Consider the following 20,886-nt stretch of genomic DNA (forward strand, 5'->3'; position numbering starts at 1 on the left):
CGCGCCTGCGGCTTGCGGGAAGCCCCTGTGGCTTGTGAGAAGCTAGGGGTGTGAATGACATCATCCCCATTCTTCTGCCCATTCTTGCTGCCCTGGTAGTCATCGGCGCGCTGGTCCCGGTGCTGATGAAGGCCCGGAAGTCCGGCAAGCAGTACCCCGGCACCCGGGACGCCAACGACCCCGACGGGCCGCTCGGAGGCGGAGGGACCCTCCTCGAGGACCGTCCGGCTGCGCCCGCCGCACCGGCGGACCGTCAGGCTCCGGACGCCGCCGACCTTGAAGGACTGGAAGCCGAAGTCCCGGACGACGCCGCCGGCCTGGAAACCATCCAGGTGGAGACTCCGCTGCCCGTTGCCGGGCGGCTCACCCGTCTGCGGGAGCGCCTGGTCAAGTCCAACAACGTGCTCGGCAAGGGCCTGCTGGCGCTGCTCTCCAGCGACAAGATCGATGAGAACGTCTGGGATGAGGTGGAGGAGACCCTGCTCCTGGCCGATCTTGGCACCGAACCGACCATGCAGCTGGTGGACGCGCTCCGCGAACGCGTGAAAGTTCTGGGCGCGCGCGACCCTGAGCACGTCAAGGCACTGCTCCGGGAAGAGCTCATCAAGATCGTGGACCCGTCCATGGACCGGAGCCTGCGGATTGACCGGCACGCGGACAGGCCCGCCGTCGTGATGGTGGTCGGCGTCAACGGCGTGGGCAAGACCACCACGGTGGGCAAGCTGGCCCGTGTCCTCGTTGCGGAGGACAAGGACGTCCTGCTCGGCGCTGCCGACACCTTCCGCGCCGCCGCCGCCGAACAGCTGGCCACCTGGGGACAGCGCGTGGGCGTTCCCACCGTGAAGTCCGACATCGACGGCGCCGACCCGGCGTCCGTGGCGTACGAGGCCGTCAAGGCCGGCATTGAGCAGGAAGTCGACGTCGTCATGATCGATACCGCCGGCCGCCTGCAGAACAAGGTCGGCCTGATGGACGAGCTTGGCAAGGTCAAACGCGTCGTGGAAAAGCTGGCCGAGGTGGACGAGGTCCTGCTGGTGCTGGACGCCACCACCGGCCAGAACGGGCTCAATCAGGCGCGGGTCTTCGCGGAGGTCGTCAACATCACCGGCATCGTGCTGACCAAGCTGGACGGAACAGCGAAGGGCGGCATCGTCGTCGCCATCCAGAAGAGCCTCGGCGTGCCCGTGAAGCTCATCGGCCTCGGCGAGGGCGCGGACGACCTCGCACCGTTCGAGGCCGAGGGATTCGTAGACGCCCTCCTGAACTAGCCGTCACCCAAGTAGCCGTCACCCAAGTAGGTAGCAGCAGGGGGCGTTCCCAGCCTTGGGAACGCCCCCTGCTGCTACCCGGTTGGGGCGGGCCGCTGGATGGTCTCCCGCGCGGCCAGCCAGCCCAGCGCGGCGACCAGCAGCACGGCCCCTGTTGCCGCGAACGCCCAGCTGTAACCCAGCCGGTCCGCCAGCAGGCCGACGAGCACCGGCCCGAGGATGGCACCGACGTCGGACGTCATCTGGTAGGCCGCCAGCACAGGTCCGCCCGAACGCTCGCGGCCAATTACATCCGCGACCGCGGCCTGCTGTGCCGGGTTGAGCATTCCCGCGCCCACTCCCGCCAGCGCCGAGGCGGCCAGGAACCACCCCAGCCCGTGCGTCAGGCCAATCCCGGCCGTCGCCGCACCCGTGACCACGAGCCCTGCCACCATCATGGGCTTCCTGCCCAGGCTGTCCGCCAGCCTGCCCGAAACGGTCAGGGCGAGGGCGTTTCCGGCGGCGAAGACTGCCAGCGCCCAGCCGGCGGCCCCCGGTCCGGAGCCCAGGGCCGTCACGGCGAACAGCGGCACCGTGGCCATGCGGACACCAAAAGTAGCCCAGCCGTTCGCGAAGCTGGACAGCATGGCTGCCCGGTACGCGCTGTCGCCGAAGGCCTCTGTGAGCTTCATGGCCGGTGCCCCCGTCGCCTCGCCGCGGGCTGAGCCGGGAACATGGCTGAGCTGGGTCTGCACCACCAAGGCCGCCAGAAGGAGCGCCCCGGCGTAGGCCAGGAACGGGACGCGCAGGCCGAATCCGGCCAGCAGGCCGCCGACGATGGGCCCGCAGACGTTGCCGATCAGGAACGCCGACGCGTACGCGCCGGACACACGGCCGCGGCTCTCCGGCGGCGCCAGCCTAATGACCAGCGCCATCGATGCCACGGTGAACATGACCGATCCCGCGCCGCCCAGCCCACGGAACACGAGCAGCTGCCAGTAGTTCTGGGCGAAGGCGCAGGCCGCCGTCGACGCCGCCACAATGAGCAGGCCCGCAACGTAGACCGGCCGCTCGCCGAGCCGGCCGATGAGCGCCCCGCCGGCGGGCGCGAACAGCAGCCGCATGAGCGCAAAGATACTGACGATCACAGCGGCGGCCGTCGCACCGACGTCGAACGTGGTGGCGAATTGTGGCAGCACCGGAGCCACCAGGCCAAAGCCCAGTGCTATCAGGAAGGCTGCGACGAGCATCACCTTGATGTCACGGGGCAGCGGAGCACCGTCGGGGCGGCGGATCACCGAAAAGCGCGGCTTGCCCGCGGCGTTACGGGGGAGTGGCGTCATGGAGTGGGGAATCCTTGCGGAACAGGCCGGGCGGGCGTTTGGGGCGGGTGAAACATAACCGTAACAAGCAGGATATGCACCATTTACGTCAGGGAGGTTGTTGTAACAGGCCGGCAATCTAAATCCTCCGCCAGCGAAACACACCGCGGCAAAACTTGAACCAGAACGCAAAAGGCGTTGGGACAGGCGGGCATACCGCACAAAAAAGTAAGAGAGGACGTAGACCATGGAACTCACCGCAGGTCTCGTTTGGCTCCTGGTCGCTTCAGCGCTCGTGCTGTTCATGACCCCGGGCCTGGCATTCTTCTACGGCGGCATGACCCGTGCGAAAGCCGCCCTGAACATGATGATGATGAGCTTCGTCGCCATCGGCACCGTGGGCATCATGTGGGTCCTGTGGGGCGCTTCGATGGCCACGAGCAACGAAGACAACTTCTTCCAGATCTTCGCAAACCCCTTCAGCCATTTCGGCCTGCACAACTTCACCGATCCGGCGGACCTGCTCAAGGTCGGCTACGCTGCCACCTTCGCCATCATCACCGTGGCGCTTATCTCCGGAGCCGTCGCTGACCGCGCCAAATTCTCGGCGTGGACCATCTTCACCCCGATCTGGGCCACGCTGGTCTACGCCCCCATGGCCTACATGGTCTGGGGCGGGGGACTCTTCTCCAAGGACGGCTGGTTCGGACAGACCTTCGCTCCGGTCATAGACTTCGCCGGCGGCACGGTTGTCCACATCAATGCCGGTGTGGCGGGCCTCATCCTTGTCCTGATCATCGGCAACCGCAAGGGCTTCGGCAAGGACCCCAACCACCGCCCGCACAACATCCCGTTCGTCATGCTGGGCGCGGCCATCCTCTGGTTCGGCTGGTTCGGCTTCAACGCCGGTGCAGCCGCGACTGTTGAACAGGCCGGCCTTATCTGGATCAACACCCTCGCGGCCCCTGCAGCGGCAATGCTTGGCTGGCTCGCTGTCGAGCGGTACCGCGACGGGCACCCCACTTCCCTTGGTGCAGCATCCGGCGTCGTGGCCGGTCTGGTGGCCATCACCCCCGCCTGCGCCAACGTTTCGCCGCTCGGGGCCATCGGCCTCGGCGTGGTGGCCGGCGTCGCCTCTGCCCTGGCGGTCGGACTGAAGTTCAAGCTCGGCTATGACGACTCCCTGGACGTCGTCGGCGTTCACCTTGTCTCCGGCGTCGTCGGCACTGTGGCCATCGGCTTCCTCGCAACCCCGACCCAGGGCCAGGCAGGCCTCTTCTACGGCGGCGGAACCACCCAGCTCGTCGCCCAGCTATTGGCAGCAGCCCTGTCCATCGTGTTCACCTCGGTGATGACCTTCATCATCGCCTACCCCATCCACAAGTTCATGGGCTTCCGGGTCTCCCAGGAACAGGAAATCGTGGGCGTGGACCTCAGCCTGCACGCCGAAACCGCGTACGAGTTCGGTGTCGGCGGCCACGGCGGCAGCTTCCAGCCCCTGCACGAACTGATCACCGGTAGTGCAAGCGACGGCAAAAAGACGGACGATAAGAAGACAGCAGCAGCAACAGGTAAGGAAAGCGTGGGGGCATGAAATTGATCACCGCAATCGTTCGTCCGGAGAAACTCGAATCGATCCGGGAAGGCCTGGAGGCCTACGGTGTCCAGGGCCTGACGGTCAGCGCTGCCAGCGGCTACGGCCGGCAGCGTGGCTACACCGAGGTTTACCGCGGCGCCGAGTACAACGTGGACCTGCTGCCCAAGATCCGCGTTGAGGTGCTGGCCACGGACGAACAGGCTGACGACATCCTCGATGTCATCATTGCCAGCTCCAACACGGGCCGGGCCGGCGACGGCAAGGTCTGGACGGTCGATGTTTTCGAAGCAGTGCGGGTGCGGACGGGTGAACGCGGCGTAGCCGCCATCTAGCACCAGCCTCCAGCCCAGCGCAGCGCGAGGGCCGGTCACCAAAACGGTGGCCGGCCCTCTCTGCGTGCCGGGGCTATGTGGCTGCGGGCCCGTCGGAGCCTGCCCGGTATTCCTCCAGCGGAACTTTGCCAGCCGCCCAGGCAGCGAGCACCGGCTCGACGATCCGCCAGCATTCCTCTGCGGTGTCGCCCCTGACTGACAGCAGGGGGTCTCCGGTCAGGACCCCTTCCAGTACTTCGCCGTAGGGGAGCAGCTCGGAGGCGTTGAGCTCGGCCACGAGGGCGGCGCGGTCCAGGCTGAAGATGTCACCCGGCCCGTTGACGTCGACGTCGAGCTCCAGGGTGTCCGGGCCGAAACCGATCCGGAGCGTGTTGGGCTCATCCCGGCCCGTAAAACCTCCGGGGAGGTGCGGAACCGGCCGGAACGTGACCACCGCCTCCTTGCGCTTGCTGCCCAGGGCCTTGCCGGAGCGCAGGATGAAAGGAACGTCCTTCCAGCGCCAGTTGTCGATGTCCACGTGCACCTCGGCCAGGGTCTCCGTGTGCCTGTCCGGGTCCACGCCCTCCTCCTCGGCGTAATTGGGGACGTCCTTCCCGCCGAGGCTGCCCGCCAGGTAGCGCGCCCTCAGGGTGCTGTCCGTGTAGGGCGGTTTGATGCTGCTGGCCCGCAGGACGGCGGCGATGGCGTCGCGGAGGTCGCGTTCGCCGATGGTGGCAGGCGGCTCGATGGCCAGCAGCGCCATGATCTGAAGCAGGTGGCTCTGGATCATGTCGCGCAGTGCACCCGCGCCGTCGTAGTAGCGTGCCCGGCCTTCAAGAGCCAGGTCCTCGTCGAAGATGATTTCCACCTTGGCGATGTGGTCACGGCTCCAGACCGGCTCCAGGAAATTGTTGGCGAACCGCAGGCCCAGAATGTTCAGGACAGTGGCCTTGCCCAGGAAATGGTCCACCCGGTGGATGTGGTCCTCCGGGACAAGGGTCAGGAGAGTCCTGTTGAGTTCACGGGCGGACTCCTCGCCGGAGCCGAAGGGCTTTTCCATGACCAGCCGTGTCCCGGCGGGGACCTGCTCCGGGCGCAGGATTTCGCAGGCCTTCTGGCTCACCTGCGGCGGCAGCGCGAAGTAGACCGCCACCGGCCCTGCGAGATCGGCCAGCAGCGAGGCCAGCGGGCCGTCCGCGGTGACGTCGGCCTGGTGGTATTCCGTGGACTTTTCCATGGCCGCCAGCGCGTCCTTGCCGGCGTCGTCAGCAGTTTTGGCGGCATCGGCAAAGGCGGTGCGGACGCGTTCCTGCCACTCCGCCGGTGACCAGGGATCAGAACCGGCCCCCACGAGCTTCAGCCCGGGTGTCCGGCCCGTGGCCACCAGCCTGGCCAGGCCGGGGAGGAGCAGCCGGCCGGTGAGATCGCCGGAGGCGCCGAGGATGAGCAAGGTTTTTACAGTCATTTGGCTCGTCACCCTGTCAGCATGCCACCTTGAAGGCGTGTCTTGATACCCTAGATAGTCGAGTCCCGTACATCCACTGAAAGAAGTGCACGGCGCGTGTTCAATTCACTCTCTGACCGGTTGACAGCAACCTTCAAGAATCTTCGCGGCAAGGGCCGCCTCACTGAGGCAGATGTAGACGCCACAGTCCGTGAGATCCGGCGCGCCCTGTTGGACGCGGATGTTGCCGTGCCCGTGGTCCGGGAATTCACCGGGCAGGTCCGTGAGCGCGCCCTCGGCGCCGAGGTCTCCGGCGCCCTGAATCCCAGCCAGCAGATCGTGAAGATCGTCAACGAGGAGCTTGTTGAGATCCTCGGCGGCGAGACGCGGCGCATCCGCATGGCCAAGACCGGCCCCACCATCATCATGCTCGCCGGCCTCCAGGGTGCCGGCAAGACCACCCTGGCCGGAAAGCTCGCCAAGTGGCTGAAGGCGCAGGGCCACAGCCCCATCCTCGTGGCCTGTGACCTCCAGCGCCCCAACGCCGTGACGCAGCTCCAGATTGTGGGCCAGCGCGCGGGAGTTCCGGTCTTTGCGCCGCACCCGGGCGCCACCTCCGAACTGGCGCACCCGGCAGGTGACCCCGTCGCCGTCGCACAGTCCGGCGTCGAGGAAGCGCGCCAGAAGCTGCACGACGTCGTCATCGTGGACACCGCCGGCCGACTCGGCGTCGACGCCGACATGATGGAGCAGGCGCGCCAGATCCGCCGGGCCATCGTCCCCAACGAAGTCCTCTTCGTGATCGACTCCATGATCGGCCAGGACGCCGTCAACACGGCTATGGCTTTCGATGAAGGCGTGAACTTCACCGGCATCGTGCTGTCAAAGCTCGACGGCGATGCCCGCGGCGGTGCCGCGCTGTCCGTCTCGTCGGTCACCGGCAAGCCCGTGATGTTTGCGTCCACCGGCGAGAGCCTCGACGACTTCGAACTGTTCCACCCGGACCGGATGGCCTCGCGCATCCTGGACATGGGTGACGTCCTGTCCCTGATCGAGCAGGCTGAAAAGTCCTGGGACAAGGATGAAGCTGCCCGGATGGCGAAGAAGTTCGCCGACCAGGAGGACTTCACGCTTGATGACTTCCTGGCGCAGATGCAGCAGATCCGCAAAATGGGCTCCATGAAGAAGATGCTCATGATGATGCCCGGTGCGCAGAACATCCGGCAGCAGTTGGAGCAGTTCGACGAGCGCGAGATCGACAGGGTGGAGGCCATCGTCCGGTCGATGACCCCGCACGAGCGCGTGGCCCCCAAGATCATCAACGGCTCACGGCGGGCCCGCATCGCCCGCGGCTCCGGCGTGCACGTATCCGAGGTCAACGGGCTGCTGGAGCGCTTCGCGCAGGCCCAGAAGATGATGAAGAAGATGGCCCAGGGCGGGGGCATGCCGGGGATGCCCGGGATGCCGGGAATGGGGGCGGGCGGTGCCCGCAAGGGCGGCAAGAACGCGCCCAAGAAGAAGGCCCGTTCCGGCAACCCTGCCAAGGCGGCGCAGGAGCTTCGCGAAGCCGAGGCCCGGCGGGCTGCCGGCGCCAAGGCGGTGCCCACCGGCGCTGCCTTCGGCCAGCAGGGCGCCGATTTCGATCCGTCACAGCTGAACCTTCCCAAGGGCTTCGACAAGTTCATGGGCGGCAAATAGGGAGCACCGTCATGTCGGCCGGCGTGATGTCAGAGCGCTGCCATAAGGTTGGGTCATGTTTAAGCAGCGGGTAGTGTTCGTCCACGGTGCCGGTAACTTCGGCTCCGCGGCGTGGCCGCGCCAGCATGGCATGGCCCTGCAGTACGACGCCCTGTTCCTGCGGCGCCACGGCTTTGGTGCCGAGGCCGAACCGCTGGAGACGGACTTCGCGGAGGACGTCCGGATTGTGCTGCAGTCGCTCGCCGATGACGGCCGCGGGGCCGCCGGCGGCCACGTGGTGGCGCATTCGCAGGGCGCCATTTCCGCGATGATGGCCGCCGTCGAACGCCCTGACCTGATCTTCTCGCTGACGCTTGTGGAACCTGCCTGCCTGTCGCTCACCGCCGAATTGCCGGCCACCGCCGCGCACCGCGCCCTGATGGAGCCGCTGTTCGAGGTCCGGCACCAGCTCGGCGACGACGACTACGAGCGCGAATTTTTGCGCCGCGCCTTCGCCGCGGACACACCGGAGCCCAGTACCCCCGAGGCGAAACGCGCGGCCAGGCGCCTCCGGCTGCAGGCACCGCCCTGGCAGGCGCCGCTGCAGATCGTCCCGGGCGTTCCCACCCTGGTCCTGACCGGTGGCTGGGAGCCGCTGTACGAGGAAATCGCCGGCTACCTGCGCGAGACCGGCGCCCTGCACCGCATCGCTGCGGGCGGGCACCGGCCTCACGACTCCCCGGAAGGCGACCGGTACATCAGGTCGTTCATCGCCGAGGTCAGCCGGCGGCAGCAGCCCCGTGCATCTTAAAGACACGGCGTCCCGACAAAAACGGCGTCCTGACAAAACGGCGTCCTGATCAACCTTCAGGGCCTGTCCAGCTGGCCCCCAATGCCAGCCGGACAGGCCCATAGGTTAACTCGGCCCGACCAGCCGTTACTGGCGGGCGGACTCCGGAAGCCGCAGCTCCGGCAGGTACACCTTTCCGCCCGCAGCGAGGAACTCCTGGCTCTTCTCGCGCATGCCCTCCGCCATCTCGGCGAGGGCGGCCTGAGCCTCGGCGGAGCCGTACTCGTTCCGGATGTCCTGGCTGATCCGCATGGAGCAGAACTTGGGTCCGCACATTGAACAGAAATGTGCCGTCTTGGCTGGCTCTGCCGGCAGCGTCTCGTCGTGGAAGGCCTCGGCCGTCACCGGATCCAGCGACAGCGCGAACTGGTCGCGCCAGCGGAACTCGAAACGGGCCTTGGACAGCGCATCGTCCCGCTCGTTCGCGCCGGGGTGCCCCTTGGCGAGGTCGGCGGCGTGGGCGGCGATCTTGTATGTGATGACGCCGGTCTTCACATCGTCCTTGTTGGGCAGGCCCAGGTGTTCCTTGGGCGTGACGTAGCACAGCATTGCCGTGCCGTAGCGGGCGATTTCCGTGGCGCCGATGGCCGAGGTGATGTGGTCGTAGCCGGGGGCAACGTCCGTGACCAGCGGGCCGAGCGTGTAGAACGGGGCGCCCTTGCAGAGTTCCTGCTGGCGTTCGACGTTTTCGCGGACAAGGTGGAACGGGATGTGGCCCGGACCTTCGACCATGACCTGGACGTCGTATTTCCAGGCCCGCTGGGTCAGCTCAGCGAGCGTGTCCAGTTCGGCGAACTGCGCGGCGTCGTTGGCGTCCGCCGTCGCGCCCGGGCGGAGGCCGTCGCCCAGCGAGAACGCGACGTCGTACTTCGCGAAGATCTCGCAGAGCTCGTCGAAGTGGGTGTACAGGAAATTTTCCTGATGGTGCGCAAGGCACCAGCCGGCCATGATCGATCCGCCGCGGGAGACGATGCCGGTGACGCGGTTCGCCGTGAGCGGCACGTACCGCAGCAGCACGCCAGCGTGGATGGTCATGTAGTCCACACCCTGCTCGCACTGTTCAATGACGGTGTCGCGGAAGATTTCCCAGCTCAGGGCGTTCGCTTCGCCGTTCACCTTTTCCAGGGCCTGGTAGATCGGGACCGTGCCGATGGGGACGGGGGAGTTGCGGATGAGCCACTCACGGGTGGTGTGGATGTCGTCGCCCGTGGACAAGTCCATCACGGTGTCCGCGCCCCACTGGGTGGCCCACTGCAGCTTGTCCACCTCCTCGGCGATGGAGCTGGTGACGGCCGAGTTGCCGATGTTGGCGTTGATCTTCACGAGGAACGCTTTGCCGATGATCATTGGCTCGGATTCCGGGTGGTTGATGTTGCTGGGGATGATGGCCCGTCCGGCGGCGACTTCACTGCGGACCAGTTCCACATCGCAATTCTCGCGGAGGGCCACGAAGCGCATCTCAGGCGTAATGACACCCTGCCGGGCATAGTGCATCTGCGTCACGGTCCTGCCGTCCGCCGCACGGCGGGGCACCGGCCTGGCACCCTTCCATTCGGCGGAAGCCGCGCCGCGGCGCACGGCTGATTTGCCGTCGTCGAGCAGGTTCCGTTCGCGTCCGTCGTACGGCTCCGTGTCTGCCCGCGCCTCAATCCACTCCGCTCGGAACGGCGCGAGGCCCACCACCGGGTCGCTGCCCGGACCCGCCGTGCGGTAAACACGCAGCGGATCGTTATGCCCGCCGTTCGGGGAAGGCTCCAAGGCGATTTCCGTTACCGGAACCCGCAGGCCGTCCCCCTCCAGGTAAGCCAGAGAATGGGATTTCAGCGACTGCGTGACGCCGGCAGGATCACCGGCGGCTTCATTTTGGGCCGGATCAATCTGGGCAGGGATCAGCTGTGATTTCTGGGTGCTCAATTTACTGCTCACTTCCTTCGCCGGCATTACCCGGACAGGTTCAACGGTCGCAGGCTGCACCAGCCTGATCTCAGCCCCTGCAGGGGCACCCGTGTGGTCGTAAACGAAGCTACCACAGCCCGGATTGTGCCCGTCCATCTGTGAAGCACGCGTCCACTTGCCAAGCAGTGGCGAGGCGGGATCCCCGTTGCGGAGCCGATTAAGCTTGATCCATGGCGCACATCATCGAATTCAGCGGAACTGTGCTCACGTCGGCAGATGAAGAACGCCATGGGCTCTGGGCCGTCGACGGGAAACTGACGTTCAATCCTCCAGGCCAGCGGCCGGACGCCGTCCTGGATGGCTGGGTCCTGCCGGGTTTCGCTGATGCCCACTGCCACATCGGGCTGGGCCCCGGCGGCTCCGTAGACGACGAGGTGATGTATGACCAGGCCATGACAGACCGCAACGCCGGCACGCTGCTGGTGCGGGACGCGGGGGCGCCCAGCGACACGCACTGGCTGCAGCAGCGGCCCGAAGCGCCGCGGATTATCCGGGCCGGCCGGCACGTTGCACGGTCCCGCCGTTACCTTCGGAACTTCGCCGTGGAAGTTGAACCGGATGGCCTGGTGGAGGCCGTGCGCAAGCAGGCTCGGGAAGGGGACGGCTGGGTCAAGCTGGTGGGGGACTGGATCGACCGGACCGCCGGCGATCTCGCGCCGTCGTTCCCTGCCGCCGCCGTGCGGGACGCCGTCCGGGCCGCCCACGACGAGGGGGCCAGGATCACCGCGCACTGCTTTGGCGAGGACACCCTCGATGACATGCTGGACGCCGGCATCGACTGCGTCGAACATGCCACGGGGCTGCTGCCCAGGCATATTCCCCGGTTCGTGGAGCAGCAGGTGCCGATCGTTCCCACACTCATCAACATCGCCACCTTCCCTGACATTGCTGCCCAGGCCGGGCCAAAGTTTCCACGGTATGCGGAGCACATTCGCGCCCTGTGGGCCCGGCGTCGCGAGCGCGTCCTGGAAGCGTACGAGGCCGGCGTCGAAATTTACGCGGGAACGGATGCCGGCAGCGTCATCCGCCACGGCCGCATCGCGGACGAAATCCTGGAGCTGCACGCCGCCGGGCTTCCGGCATCGGCGGCGCTGGACTCAGCCTGCTGGCGTGCGCGCCGCTGGCTGGGAGCCGAAGGCCTGTCGGAAGGGGCGGCCGCCGACGTCGTGGTGTGCCGGGAGGACCCGCGCGCCGAGCCGGAGACCATCCGCAGCCTCAGCAATGTGGTGCTCCGGGGCAGGATCGTGCATTAGGAATAAATTGAAGCTTCAAGTAATTTAATGATGTAGAGGCCACCGAAATCCGGCGGTCCGGACATTCGGGAGTATTCAATGACAGCAGCAGACAGCAGCCAGGACTTGCTTCCTGCCGACCTCACCATGGGCACCGTCATGCTCAAGGTGGGCGACATGAAGCTCATGACCGACTACTACCAGCGTGCCCTCGGCCTGGACGTCGTGGCCGAGCAGGACGGCGGCCTCTACCTCGGCCGGCTCAAGACGCCGCTGGTGCACCTCGCTCCGGCTCCGGGCCTCAATATCCCCGGCCGTGGCGAGGCCGGCCTCTTCCATACGGCACTCCTGTTCCGGGACCAGTCCTCGCTGGCCGCCACCATTGCCAGCGCGGCCCAGTACGAGCCGCAGTCCTTCGTGGGTAGCGCAGACCACCTGGTAAGTGAAGCGTTCTACTTCACCGACCCGGAAGGCAACGGGATCGAACTCTACTGGGACCGCCCGCGCGCGGCCTGGTCCTGGGAAGGCAAGAACGTCGTCATGGACAGCCTGGCACTGCCGCCGCAGAGGTACCTGCAGGAGCACCTCACGCAGGAGTCGGTGGAGGGCCAGCGCCACACGGATGCGGGGGTGGGGCACGTCCACCTGCAGGTGGGCGACGTGCAGTCCGCCCACGATTTCTACGTTGGCGTCTTGGGTTTTGAGAAAACCGCAGGCTGGCACGGCCAGGCCCTCTTTGTGTCCGCCGGTGGATACCACCACCACATGGCCATGAATGTCTGGAACAGCCGCGGCGCCGGCCCTCGCCGGGACACCCTGGGTCTCGGCGAAGTCCTCATCGAAGTGCCCTCCGGGGACGACGTCGGTGCCCTCGCCGACCGCCTCAAGGTCGCCGGATTGGAATCCCACCACACCGGCGCCGAGCTCCGCTTTGAGGATCCGTGGCGCAACCGTCTGCGGGTCGCCGTGCGCTGAGTGGCGCGAACTTAGTTGGGTTAGGCTGATTTCGAACAGCCCCGGACGGCACTGCCGCTGCCGGGGCATGCACCGCCGACGGAATGAGGACGAATCCATGGCCTTCACCGAAGTGTTTGTCGCCACCCACAACGACGCCCTCAAGCGGGCCGAGGCGCTCGAAGGCGGGGCCGTGCCCGCAGACGGCCTGCGGATTGCCGGCATCAGTGACTTCGAAATCGAGCAGCTTGGCGACTTCGCCGGTGCCGCGGTGCATGCCGCCGGCGCGGATTACGAGCTGGCCATGGTGGACGTGGCCAGCGACTCCCTCCTTGGCGTGCCGGCCGCGATGGTCCGGGCCCTGGCCGAACTGCTCACGTATGAGTCCGAGGGGGAGGGCAACGTGTTGGATGGGGTGGCCGAGCGCTGGGCGGCCGAGGACGACATGCCCTTTGGTGCCGGGGAGGCCCGGAAGTACGTGCAGCAGCTTGCCGAGCTCGCCGGGACCGTGGACGAAGGCAGCAAGACCGGCCTCTACGTCTGGACTTCCTAGCGTCGCTGGGTCTTTCCGGCGCCCCACGGGGCCCGGTCCGCATGTCAAGTCGAAATAACGCGCACGATCTGGCACAATAAACAGGTACTCGATCTGCGTGGCCCCTCTCTCCGCGTCCGGATCCTGTCCTTTTCGAACCCCCAAGTACGGCCCGCCCCACGGGTGCAGAACGCGGGTTCAACCCCGTTTCAGAAACAGGAGTGACCACAAAAGTGGCCGTAAAGATTCGCCTTAAGCGCTTCGGTAAGATGCGCGCACCGTACTACCGCATCGTTGTCGCCGATTCGCGCACCAAGCGTGATGGCCGTGCCATCGAGGAGATCGGCAAGTACCACCCCACCGAGGAGCCCTCATACATCGAGGTCAACTCCGAGCGTGCACAGTACTGGCTGTCCGTCGGTGCGCAGCCGTCGGAGCAGGTCGCCGCGATCCTCAAGATCACCGGTGACTGGCAGAAGTTCAAGGGTCTGCCGGGCCAGGAAGGCACCCTGAAGACCAAGGCCGACAAGGAAGCCTTCGTGGCTCCGGAGAAGGGTTCCGTGATCATCCCGGAAGCCATCACCAAGAAGGCCAAGGCATCGGAAGCCCCCGCCGAGGCTGAAGCAGAGACCACCGAGGCTGAGTAAGTTGCTGGCAGAAGCGCTCGAACACCTTGTCCGCGGCATTGTCGACTCCCCTGAGGATGTCAAGGTCAGTGCCAAGAACAACCGCCGCGGGGATACCCTCGAGGTGCGCGTTCACCAGGAAGACCTCGGACGGGTAATCGGACGCCAGGGCCGCACCGCACGTGCACTGCGCACGGTCGTGGCGGCACTGGCAGATGGCGAGCAGGTCAGGGTCGACGTCGTCGACACCGACCGCCGCCGGTAACGCGTCTGCAACACTTGCCTTAAAGTCCGGCCCCTCCACCAGCTAACGGTGGAGGGGCCGGACTGCTTTGGGCCCCTGACCCTACAAGTATTCGGGGCCCCCGCAAAAGTCTTAACCACGCATCAACACGCAGCCCAAAACAGAGGAACACATGCAGCTTCAGGTGGCCCGTATCGGCAAACCCCACGGAATCCGCGGCGAGGTGACCGTCCAGGTGCTCACTGACGCGCCGGAGGACCGGTTCGTTCCCGGCACCGAATTCGTGGTGGAACCCGCCTCTGCCGGCCCGCTCACCGTACGCAGCGCCCGCTGGAACAAGGACATCCTCCTGCTCGGCTTCGACGAGGTGGCCGACCGCAACAGCGCTGAGACCCTCCGCGGCGCCAAGCTGTTCATCGAGACCGAAGAGCTCGACGAGGACGACGACGAGGGCTGGTACGAACACGAACTCGTCGGGCTCGAGGCCCGCGTCGGCTCGCAGGCTGTGGGCAAAGTCGCTGGCCTGAACACCATGCCGGTGCAGGACCTGCTGGTCGTCGAAACGCCCGATGGCAAGGAAATCCTCATCCCGTTCGTGGAACAGATCGTCCCCGAGGTGAACATCGAGGAGGGCTATGTCCTGCTCACTCCGCCGGCCGGCCTGTTCGAGATCAACGAGGACAGTGCGGAGGACCCGGAGACAAAGGGGTTGGACTCCGCCGAGGAAGAGCCTGAACCGGAAGCCACAGCTTAGATGAGGATCGACGTCGTCAGCATCTTTCCCGAGTACCTGGCACCCTTGGAGCTGTCGCTCATCGGCAAGGCCCGCCAGGACGGGCTGCTGGACCTGAACGTGCACGACCTCCGCTCCTTCACTACCGACCGCCACCGCACCGTGGACGACACCCCGTACGGCGGCGGCGCCGGCATGGTCATGAAGGCCGAGCCGTGGGCCCAGGCGCTCGAATCCGTGGCGGCCGCCCGGCCGGCCGGTGCGGCCAAGCCCGTGCTGATCGTCCCGTCCCCGGCGGGGGAGCGCTTCAACCAGGCGCTGGCCTATGAGCTCGCCGAGGAGGAGCAGCTGGTGTTTGCCTGCGGGCGGTACGAGGGCATTGACGAGCGCGTCATCGAATGGGCCGAGGAGCATTTCACGGTCCGCCCGGTCAGCCTCGGCGACTACGTCCTCAACGGCGGGGAGGTGGCTGTCCTGGCCATGGTGGAAACCATCGGCCGGCTGCTCCCGGGCGTGGTGGGCAATCCCGAGTCGCTCGTGGAGGAGTCGCATTCGGACGGACTGCTTGAGTACCCGGTCTACACCAAACCGTCGGTCTGGCGCGACCGGGAGGTCCCGGCCGTGCTGCTCAGCGGCAACCACGGCAAGATCGCGCAGTGGCGCCGGCACGAGCAGTACCGCAGGACGGCGGACCGCCGCCCTGACCTGCTGGAGACGTTCGACGCCGGGACGCTGCCCCGCGCGGACCGCACCGCACTCGCGGACCTGGGGTACGACGTCGTCGACGGTCACCTCCGGCGGCGGCCGGACGCCTGAGCTGTTTCTGTCACCCGACCCGGTGTCCCATATGGGACGGAATGTTCCAAAATTAACCAATTCGTGCCATATGTGGCAAAATTAATCCTTGTGTCTGCTGGGTCCGCACCTGCCACAGGGGGAGCGTAACCAACAGTGGGACACCCCGGTACCGCCAAAGGGTGGCGGGACCGGACCACAACACTTCGGCAGCGATTCCCGGAATTTTCCGGGCTTGGCCGCCGTGACCCAAAGTGAATGACCTGTGGCGTTCACCAGGAGTGGATCAATGCATATCCTCGATTCCGTAGATGCAGCCTCGCTGCGCACTGATGTTCCCGCGTTCCGCGCAGGTGACACCCTCAAGGTTCACGTGAACATCATCGAAGGCAAGAACTCCCGTGTCCAGGTATTCCAGGGCTTCGTCCTGGGCCGCCAGGGTGACGGCATTCGCGAGACCTTCACCGTCCGCAAGGTTTCCTTCGGTGTCGGTGTTGAGCGTACCTTCCCGGTGCACTCCCCGATCATTGAAAAGATCGAGGTCGTCACCAAGGGTGACGTCCGCCGCGCCAAGCTTTACTACATGCGTGCACTGCGCGGTAAGGCTGCGAAGATCAAGGAAAAGCGCGACTTCAGCACTGCCAAGTAAGTCCAGACGGACTTTCGCGGCGGGTCCCACCCGTGTCCGGCCAGCGCCGGAGCCATCCGCAACAGCGCCACAGGATACGGATCATGGACCAGACAAAACGCCAGCCAGGGAGACCGGGCTGGCGTTTTGCGTTGCTGGCCGTGGTGGCTGCCGTCCTGGTCAGCGGGCTGATCCGCTCTCTTTTGCTGGATGTCTACTACATCCCGTCCGCCTCCATGGAACCGCTGTTCGGCACCGGTGACAGGATCCTGGTTTCCCGGACCGCCTTCCAGACGGAACCCATCCGCCGCGGCGACGTTGTAGTGTTCGACGGCCGGGGCTCGTTCGCCCCGCTGAACAGCGGGAAGGGTCCGCTGCAGGAAGCAGCGGCCGCGGCGGGACAGTGGCTGGGGCTGACCGGCAGTGACACGACATACGTGAAGCGGGTCATCGGGCTTCCCGGCGACCGCGTGCTCTGTTGCGACGCGGATAAACGCCTCACAGTCAACGGTCAGCCGCTGGTGGAACCCTATCTGTATGAGGGCGATGCACCGAGCACCCAGAAGTTCGACGTGACCGTTCCGGAGGGCCGGCTGTGGCTGCTCGGTGACCATAGGTCAGTGTCCGCGGATTCCCGCAGCCTGCTGGGGGCCCCGGGCGGTGGGATGGTGCGGTCGGACAGGGTGATCGGCCGGCCGGTACAGATTCTCTGGCCGCTTGATAGATTTGCGTCAGTGGCGCGGCCGCCGTCGGCGGCCAATACAACAACAAAGGACGGACAGTAGATGCCGGAAATCGATCCCGGGAGCTCCGAGCCGGGGCAGACTGCTGCTACGCCGGGACGGCACGCCGCCCCAGAGCCCGATTCAGCAGTGACCACCCCCGGCGGGGAGCCCGGACGCGGATCACGCGTCCCTGCCGGCCCCCGCCGCCAGGGAAAGGGCCGTGCCCGCAACCCGTTCCTGCTGTGGCTCAAGGAGATCGCAACGGTGGTGGTGATCGCCGTCGTGCTGTCCTTCCTCATCAAGACCTTCCTCTTCCGGGCCTTCTACATACCGTCCGAGTCGATGGTGAACACACTGGACATCAACGACCGCATCTTCGTGAACCTGCTCGTTCCGGAACCCTTCGCCCTGGAGCGCGGCGACGTGGTGGTCTTCAAGGACACCAAGGGCTGGCTGCCGCCCACGCCGCAGAAGGCTGACGGGCCGTTCAGCGTCGTGGAGGACGGGCTGACCTTCGTGGGCCTGCTGCCGGACAACTCCGAGCAGCACCTGGTCAAGCGGGTCATCGGGCTTCCGGGGGACCACGTAGTCTGCTGCGACGCCGGCGGAAAGATCACCGTCAACGGCGCTTCCCTTGACGAAAAGTATGTCAATCCGGCAGAAGTTCCGGCAGTGCGTACCTTCGACGTCGTCGTGCCCCAGGGCAAAGTCTGGGTGATGGGGGACAACCGCAACCATTCGGCGGACTCCCGTGCCCACACCGACACCAACGGTGGTTTCGTTGACATCGTCGATATCGAGGGCAGAGCCGCCGTGATCGCCTGGCCCATGAACCGCTGGGCGGCCCTGGACAACTATCCCGGCGTCTTCAAGAATGTGCCGTCGGCAGGCTAACCATGTCTGTTGCACCCACCCTTGACTACGAGAAGCGCTTCCTGCCCCGCGGGGCGCGGTTCCTGGCCGGCGTCGACGAGGTAGGCCGCGGCGCCCTCGCCGGGCCGGTGAGCGTGGGAATCGCCGTCGTCGACCTGCAGAACATGGAACTGCTCGCCGACGTCCGGGACAGCAAGCTGCTCAAGGCGGCAGACCGCGAGCGTCTTGACCCGCTGGTGCGGGCCTGGAGCGTCGCCTCCGCCGTCGGACACGCCAGCGCGGGCGAAATCGACGAGCTCGGCATCATGGGGGCCCTTCGCGCCGCCGGAAACAGGGCCTGGTTTCAGATCCTCGGCGCCGGCATCACGCCCGACGTGGTCCTTCTCGACGGCAGCCACAACTGGCTCTCGCCCGCCGTCCAGCCCTCCCTGTTCGATGAAGTCGTCACCGACCCTGGCTGCGACGCGCCCGTCCACACCCTGGTCAAGGCGGACATGCAGTGCCTCAGCGTAGCCGCGGCGAGTGTCCTGGCCAAGGTGGAACGCGACCAGCACATGCAGCAGCTCCACCTCGAGTACCCGGATTTCGGCTGGGACGTCAACAAGGGTTACGGCACCGCGGCGCACCGGGAAGCCATCCGTACCCGCGGCCCAAGCCCTTACCACCGGGTCAGCTGGAACCTGCTGTCCGAGTAGCGAACCTGCCGTCGGAGCAGCGTGGTGCGCGGGTTCCCGCCGCATGGTGCAAGATGGAACCATGAGTGCCGAAGACCTTGAGAACTATGAGACCGACATGGAGCTCCAGCTCTACCGGGAGTACCGCGACGTTGTGGGTCTGTTCAGCTATGTGGTCGAGACCGAGCGGCGCTTCTACCTCGCCAATCACGTTGACCTGCAGGCGCGGAGCGCCGACGGCGAAGTCTACTTCGACCTCACGCTCCAGGACGCCTGGGTCTGGGATGTCTACCGCTCAGCGCGGTTCGTAAAGAGCGTCCGGGTCATCACGTTCAAGGACGTCAACGTCGAGGAACTTCCGCGCAACGAGGAGCTCGCGCTGCCCAAGGACGTCGACCTCGGCAACTGAGGTTACGGCTCGGCATTCCCCGGTGCCTCCCCGGGCGTCACTGTTCCTCCACAGCCGGGCGTTTACCGGGTTCTCGCTGACTTTTCCCACATAGCGTGACAGTGCCCTGTTCCGCGTGAGTCCGCCCCCGCAGTCTTGTTGCGGAGGTGGACATGAAAGCCAAGGATCTGCTGGGTCGCCGCGGGGAAGAGCTCGCGGCCGAATACCTGGAATCGCTGGGAATGCTGATCGTGGAGCGCAACTGGCGCTGCCCCGACGGTGAGATCGACATCGTCGCCCTGGACGGCGACGCGCTGGTCATTGCCGAGGTGAAGACACGGCGTTCACTCGCCTACGGTCACCCGTTCGAGGCGGTGGGCGCAGACAAGCTCGCCCGGCTGCACCGTCTGGGTTCGGCGTGGTGCCGCGATAATGGACTGCGGCTGCCGCTGCGCCGGGTGGACGTGATTGCCGTGCTGGATGACGGCGTCGGTCAACCCACCGTTGAGCACCTCAAGGAGGTGCTGTGATGGCGCTGGGACGAGCCTATTCGGTGGCCCTCGTCGGCCTGAACGGCTACGTCGTGGAGGTCGAGGCCGACATCGGCCAGACGCTGCCGGCCTTTGTGCTTCTCGGCCTCCCGGACGCCTCCCTCAACGAAGCCAGGGACCGCATCCGCTCAGCAGCGCAGAACTCCGGCATTCCGCTGAGCCGGCGGAAAATCACGGCCAACCTCATCCCGGCGTCGCTGCCCAAGCGCGGTTCGGGCTTCGACCTTGCCATTGCGATGTCGGTGTTGCGGGCCGCGGAGGACATCAAGCCCACCGGGCGCACGGTCTTCATCGCCGAGCTGGGGCTGGACGGACGGCTTCGGCCCGTCCGCGGCATACTTCCGGCTGTGATGTCCGCGGTGCAGGCAGGGTTCCACGACATTGTGGTGGCCGATTCTAACGCTGCCGAGGCAGAGCTCGTCCCCGGTGCCAGGGTCCGGGGCTACCGGACCCTCGCACGGCTGGTGTTCGATTTTGGGGCCGACCCGCACGAACTTGTCCTCGACTTTGAACCGGAGGACGAACCCGCCGGGACTGAGCCTGCGTCCGGGGAAGCACCCGCTCCGGACATGTGCGACGTGTCCGGCCAGGCGGAGGCCCGCCGTGCCCTTGAGGTGGCCGCTGCCGGTGCCCACCACCTGTTGCTGACGGGCCCGCCCGGAGCCGGCAAGACCATGCTTGCCGAGCGGCTGCCCGGGCTTCTTCCCGACCTTCGGGACACCGAGGCGATGGAAGTGACGGCGATCCACTCCCTGTGCCAGCTCCCCACGGCCGGTGTGCAGCTGGTCCGTCGGCCGCCATTCGAGAATCCCCACCACACGGCAACGGCTGCGGCGATCATCGGCGGAGGGTCGGGGCTCCCGCGTCCCGGCGCCGCGTCGCGGGCGCACCGCGGCATTTTGTTCCTCGACGAGGCACCAGAATACGAACGCAGGGTCCTGGACGCGCTCAGGCAGCCCCTCGAAAGCGGCGAGCTGGTCATCCACCGTTCAGCGGGCGCGGCCGCCTACCCGGCCCGGTTCCAGCTCGTTCTGGCGGCTAATCCGTGTCCGTGCGGCAAGGCCTCGGGGAAGGGTATCGAATGTACCTGCACCCCCTTCATGAGGCGCCGCTACATGGCGCGCATGTCCGGCCCGCTCCTGGATCGTGTGGACATCCAGCTGCAGGTGGACCGCGTGTCCTTGGCGGACTTCGGCCAGTCCGGGGGAGAAGAAGACAGTGCAACGGTCGGTGCGCGTGTCCTGGCTGCGAGGGCCCGCCAGCTGCAGCGGCTGCAGCACTGGGGCATGGAAACCAATTCCCAGGTGCCCGGGCGCATCCTGCGCAGCGAACTGAGACTGGCGGCCGCTACAACCCGGATCCTGGACCACGCACTGGAACGGGGAGTACTCACGGCCAGGGGCTATGACCGCGTCCTGCGCCTCGCTTGGACTTTGGCCGACCTCGCAGGCAGGGAGCAGCCGGACGGGAACGACATCGGACAGGCCCTGAGCCTCCGCCAGACCGCCTCAGCGGCGGCGTGAAAGG

At 66.4% G+C, this 20,886-nt stretch carries 22 protein-coding genes and 1 riboswitch; of the genes, 19 read left to right on the top strand and 3 right to left on the bottom strand.

All coding sequences use genetic code 11. The features are described from left to right. The first annotated feature begins 50 nt into the window (after positions 1–50). Positions 51–1,268 carry a signal recognition particle-docking protein FtsY gene (gene ftsY / locus AC1DFE_RS02540; protein ID WP_476904333.1) on the top strand — a complete coding sequence of 406 codons (1,218 nt, stop codon included), beginning with the start codon at positions 51–53 and terminating at the stop codon, positions 1,266–1,268. Between the two features lie 74 nt (positions 1,269–1,342). Here the strand turns inward: ftsY and AC1DFE_RS02545 are convergent, their stop codons facing one another. After that, on the bottom strand, positions 1,343–2,590 hold the full coding sequence (locus AC1DFE_RS02545; protein WP_476904334.1) for an MFS transporter: 1,248 nt from the start codon (positions 2,588–2,590) through the stop codon (positions 1,343–1,345). A gap of 226 nt (positions 2,591–2,816) precedes the next feature. On the opposite strand from AC1DFE_RS02545, the gene AC1DFE_RS02550 reads away from it, so the two are divergent. Continuing rightward, a complete protein-coding gene (locus AC1DFE_RS02550; protein WP_476904335.1) occupies positions 2,817–4,163 on the top strand; it encodes an ammonium transporter in 1,347 nt (448 codons plus the stop codon). Continuing rightward, the gene (locus AC1DFE_RS02555) at positions 4,160–4,498 is read left to right on the top strand and encodes a P-II family nitrogen regulator (RefSeq protein ID WP_003806050.1); all 339 of its coding nucleotides are present in this window, start codon (positions 4,160–4,162) and stop codon (positions 4,496–4,498) included. The genes AC1DFE_RS02550 and AC1DFE_RS02555 overlap by 4 nt, the downstream gene beginning before the upstream one ends. Before the next feature lie 73 nt (positions 4,499–4,571). Here AC1DFE_RS02555 and AC1DFE_RS02560 read toward each other — a convergent pair whose 3' ends face one another. Next, positions 4,572–5,954 (bottom strand): glucose-6-phosphate dehydrogenase, encoded by a 1,383-nt coding sequence (locus tag AC1DFE_RS02560; RefSeq protein ID WP_476904336.1) that lies wholly within the window; start codon positions 5,952–5,954, stop codon positions 4,572–4,574. 84 nt (positions 5,955–6,038) lie between these two features. Here AC1DFE_RS02560 and ffh point away from each other — a divergent pair, with 84 nt between their 5' ends. Beyond that, complete coding sequence (ffh, locus tag AC1DFE_RS02565; RefSeq protein ID WP_476904337.1) at positions 6,039–7,619, top strand: signal recognition particle protein; 1,581 nt, start codon at positions 6,039–6,041, stop codon at positions 7,617–7,619. A 55-nt stretch (positions 7,620–7,674) separates the two neighbouring features. After that, entirely contained in the window at positions 7,675–8,409 is a 735-nt protein-coding gene (locus AC1DFE_RS02570) for an alpha/beta fold hydrolase (protein WP_476904338.1), read from the top strand. Positions 8,410–8,535: 126 nt separating this feature from the next. Here the strand turns inward: AC1DFE_RS02570 and thiC are convergent, their stop codons facing one another. Beyond that, positions 8,536–10,362, bottom strand: a complete 1,827-nt coding sequence (thiC, locus tag AC1DFE_RS02575) for a phosphomethylpyrimidine synthase ThiC (protein ID WP_476904339.1) — start codon at positions 10,360–10,362, stop codon at positions 8,536–8,538. Further along, positions 10,358–10,465: riboswitch (TPP riboswitch) on the bottom strand. (Overlaps the previous gene by 5 nt.) A gap of 109 nt (positions 10,466–10,574) precedes the next feature. On the opposite strand from thiC, the gene AC1DFE_RS02580 reads away from it, so the two are divergent. The 14 genes from AC1DFE_RS02580 (at position 10,575) to AC1DFE_RS02645 (ending at position 20,882) form a co-directional block, all read left to right on the top strand. Then, positions 10,575–11,657, top strand: coding sequence for an amidohydrolase family protein (locus AC1DFE_RS02580; RefSeq protein WP_476904340.1), 1,083 nt, complete (start codon positions 10,575–10,577; stop codon positions 11,655–11,657). Positions 11,658–11,735: 78 nt separating this feature from the next. Beyond that, positions 11,736–12,611 carry a VOC family protein gene (locus AC1DFE_RS02585; protein WP_476904341.1) on the top strand — a complete coding sequence of 292 codons (876 nt, stop codon included), beginning with the start codon at positions 11,736–11,738 and terminating at the stop codon, positions 12,609–12,611. Between the two features lie 97 nt (positions 12,612–12,708). Beyond that, on the top strand, positions 12,709–13,143 hold the full coding sequence (locus tag AC1DFE_RS02590) for a hypothetical protein (RefSeq protein WP_476904342.1): 435 nt from the start codon (positions 12,709–12,711) through the stop codon (positions 13,141–13,143). Positions 13,144–13,355: 212 nt separating this feature from the next. Further along, a complete protein-coding gene (gene rpsP / locus AC1DFE_RS02595; RefSeq protein ID WP_102972220.1) occupies positions 13,356–13,769 on the top strand; it encodes a 30S ribosomal protein S16 in 414 nt (137 codons plus the stop codon). Between the two features lies 1 nt (position 13,770). Then, positions 13,771–14,013: an RNA-binding protein gene (locus AC1DFE_RS02600; RefSeq protein ID WP_076802241.1), complete on the top strand. Its 243-nt coding sequence runs from the start codon at positions 13,771–13,773 to the stop codon at positions 14,011–14,013. A 151-nt stretch (positions 14,014–14,164) separates the two neighbouring features. Continuing rightward, positions 14,165–14,746, top strand: a complete 582-nt coding sequence (gene rimM / locus AC1DFE_RS02605; RefSeq protein WP_476904343.1) for a ribosome maturation factor RimM — start codon at positions 14,165–14,167, stop codon at positions 14,744–14,746. Next, positions 14,747–15,541: a tRNA (guanosine(37)-N1)-methyltransferase TrmD gene (trmD, locus tag AC1DFE_RS02610; protein WP_476904344.1), complete on the top strand. Its 795-nt coding sequence runs from the start codon at positions 14,747–14,749 to the stop codon at positions 15,539–15,541. Positions 15,542–15,809: 268 nt separating this feature from the next. Beyond that, positions 15,810–16,169 (top strand): 50S ribosomal protein L19, encoded by a 360-nt coding sequence (gene rplS, locus AC1DFE_RS02615; RefSeq protein ID WP_476904345.1) that lies wholly within the window; start codon positions 15,810–15,812, stop codon positions 16,167–16,169. Positions 16,170–16,252: 83 nt separating this feature from the next. Continuing rightward, positions 16,253–16,933: a signal peptidase I gene (lepB, locus tag AC1DFE_RS02620; RefSeq protein ID WP_476904346.1), complete on the top strand. Its 681-nt coding sequence runs from the start codon at positions 16,253–16,255 to the stop codon at positions 16,931–16,933. Next, positions 16,934–17,767 carry a signal peptidase I gene (lepB, locus tag AC1DFE_RS02625; protein ID WP_476904347.1) on the top strand — a complete coding sequence of 278 codons (834 nt, stop codon included), beginning with the start codon at positions 16,934–16,936 and terminating at the stop codon, positions 17,765–17,767. It begins immediately after the preceding gene. A 2-nt stretch (positions 17,768–17,769) separates the two neighbouring features. Further along, the gene (locus tag AC1DFE_RS02630; protein ID WP_476904348.1) at positions 17,770–18,441 is read left to right on the top strand and encodes a ribonuclease HII; all 672 of its coding nucleotides are present in this window, start codon (positions 17,770–17,772) and stop codon (positions 18,439–18,441) included. 61 nt (positions 18,442–18,502) lie between these two features. Beyond that, a complete protein-coding gene (locus AC1DFE_RS02635) occupies positions 18,503–18,829 on the top strand; it encodes a DUF2469 domain-containing protein (RefSeq protein WP_003806068.1) in 327 nt (108 codons plus the stop codon). Between the two features lie 152 nt (positions 18,830–18,981). Further along, a complete protein-coding gene (locus AC1DFE_RS02640) occupies positions 18,982–19,338 on the top strand; it encodes a YraN family protein (RefSeq protein ID WP_476904349.1) in 357 nt (118 codons plus the stop codon). Further along, a complete protein-coding gene (locus AC1DFE_RS02645) occupies positions 19,338–20,882 on the top strand; it encodes a YifB family Mg chelatase-like AAA ATPase (RefSeq protein ID WP_476904350.1) in 1,545 nt (514 codons plus the stop codon). Before AC1DFE_RS02640 ends, AC1DFE_RS02645 begins: the two co-directional genes overlap by 1 nt. The last annotated feature ends 4 nt before the right edge of the window (positions 20,883–20,886 follow it).

Source organism: Arthrobacter sp. 05T423, assembly GCF_056396245.1.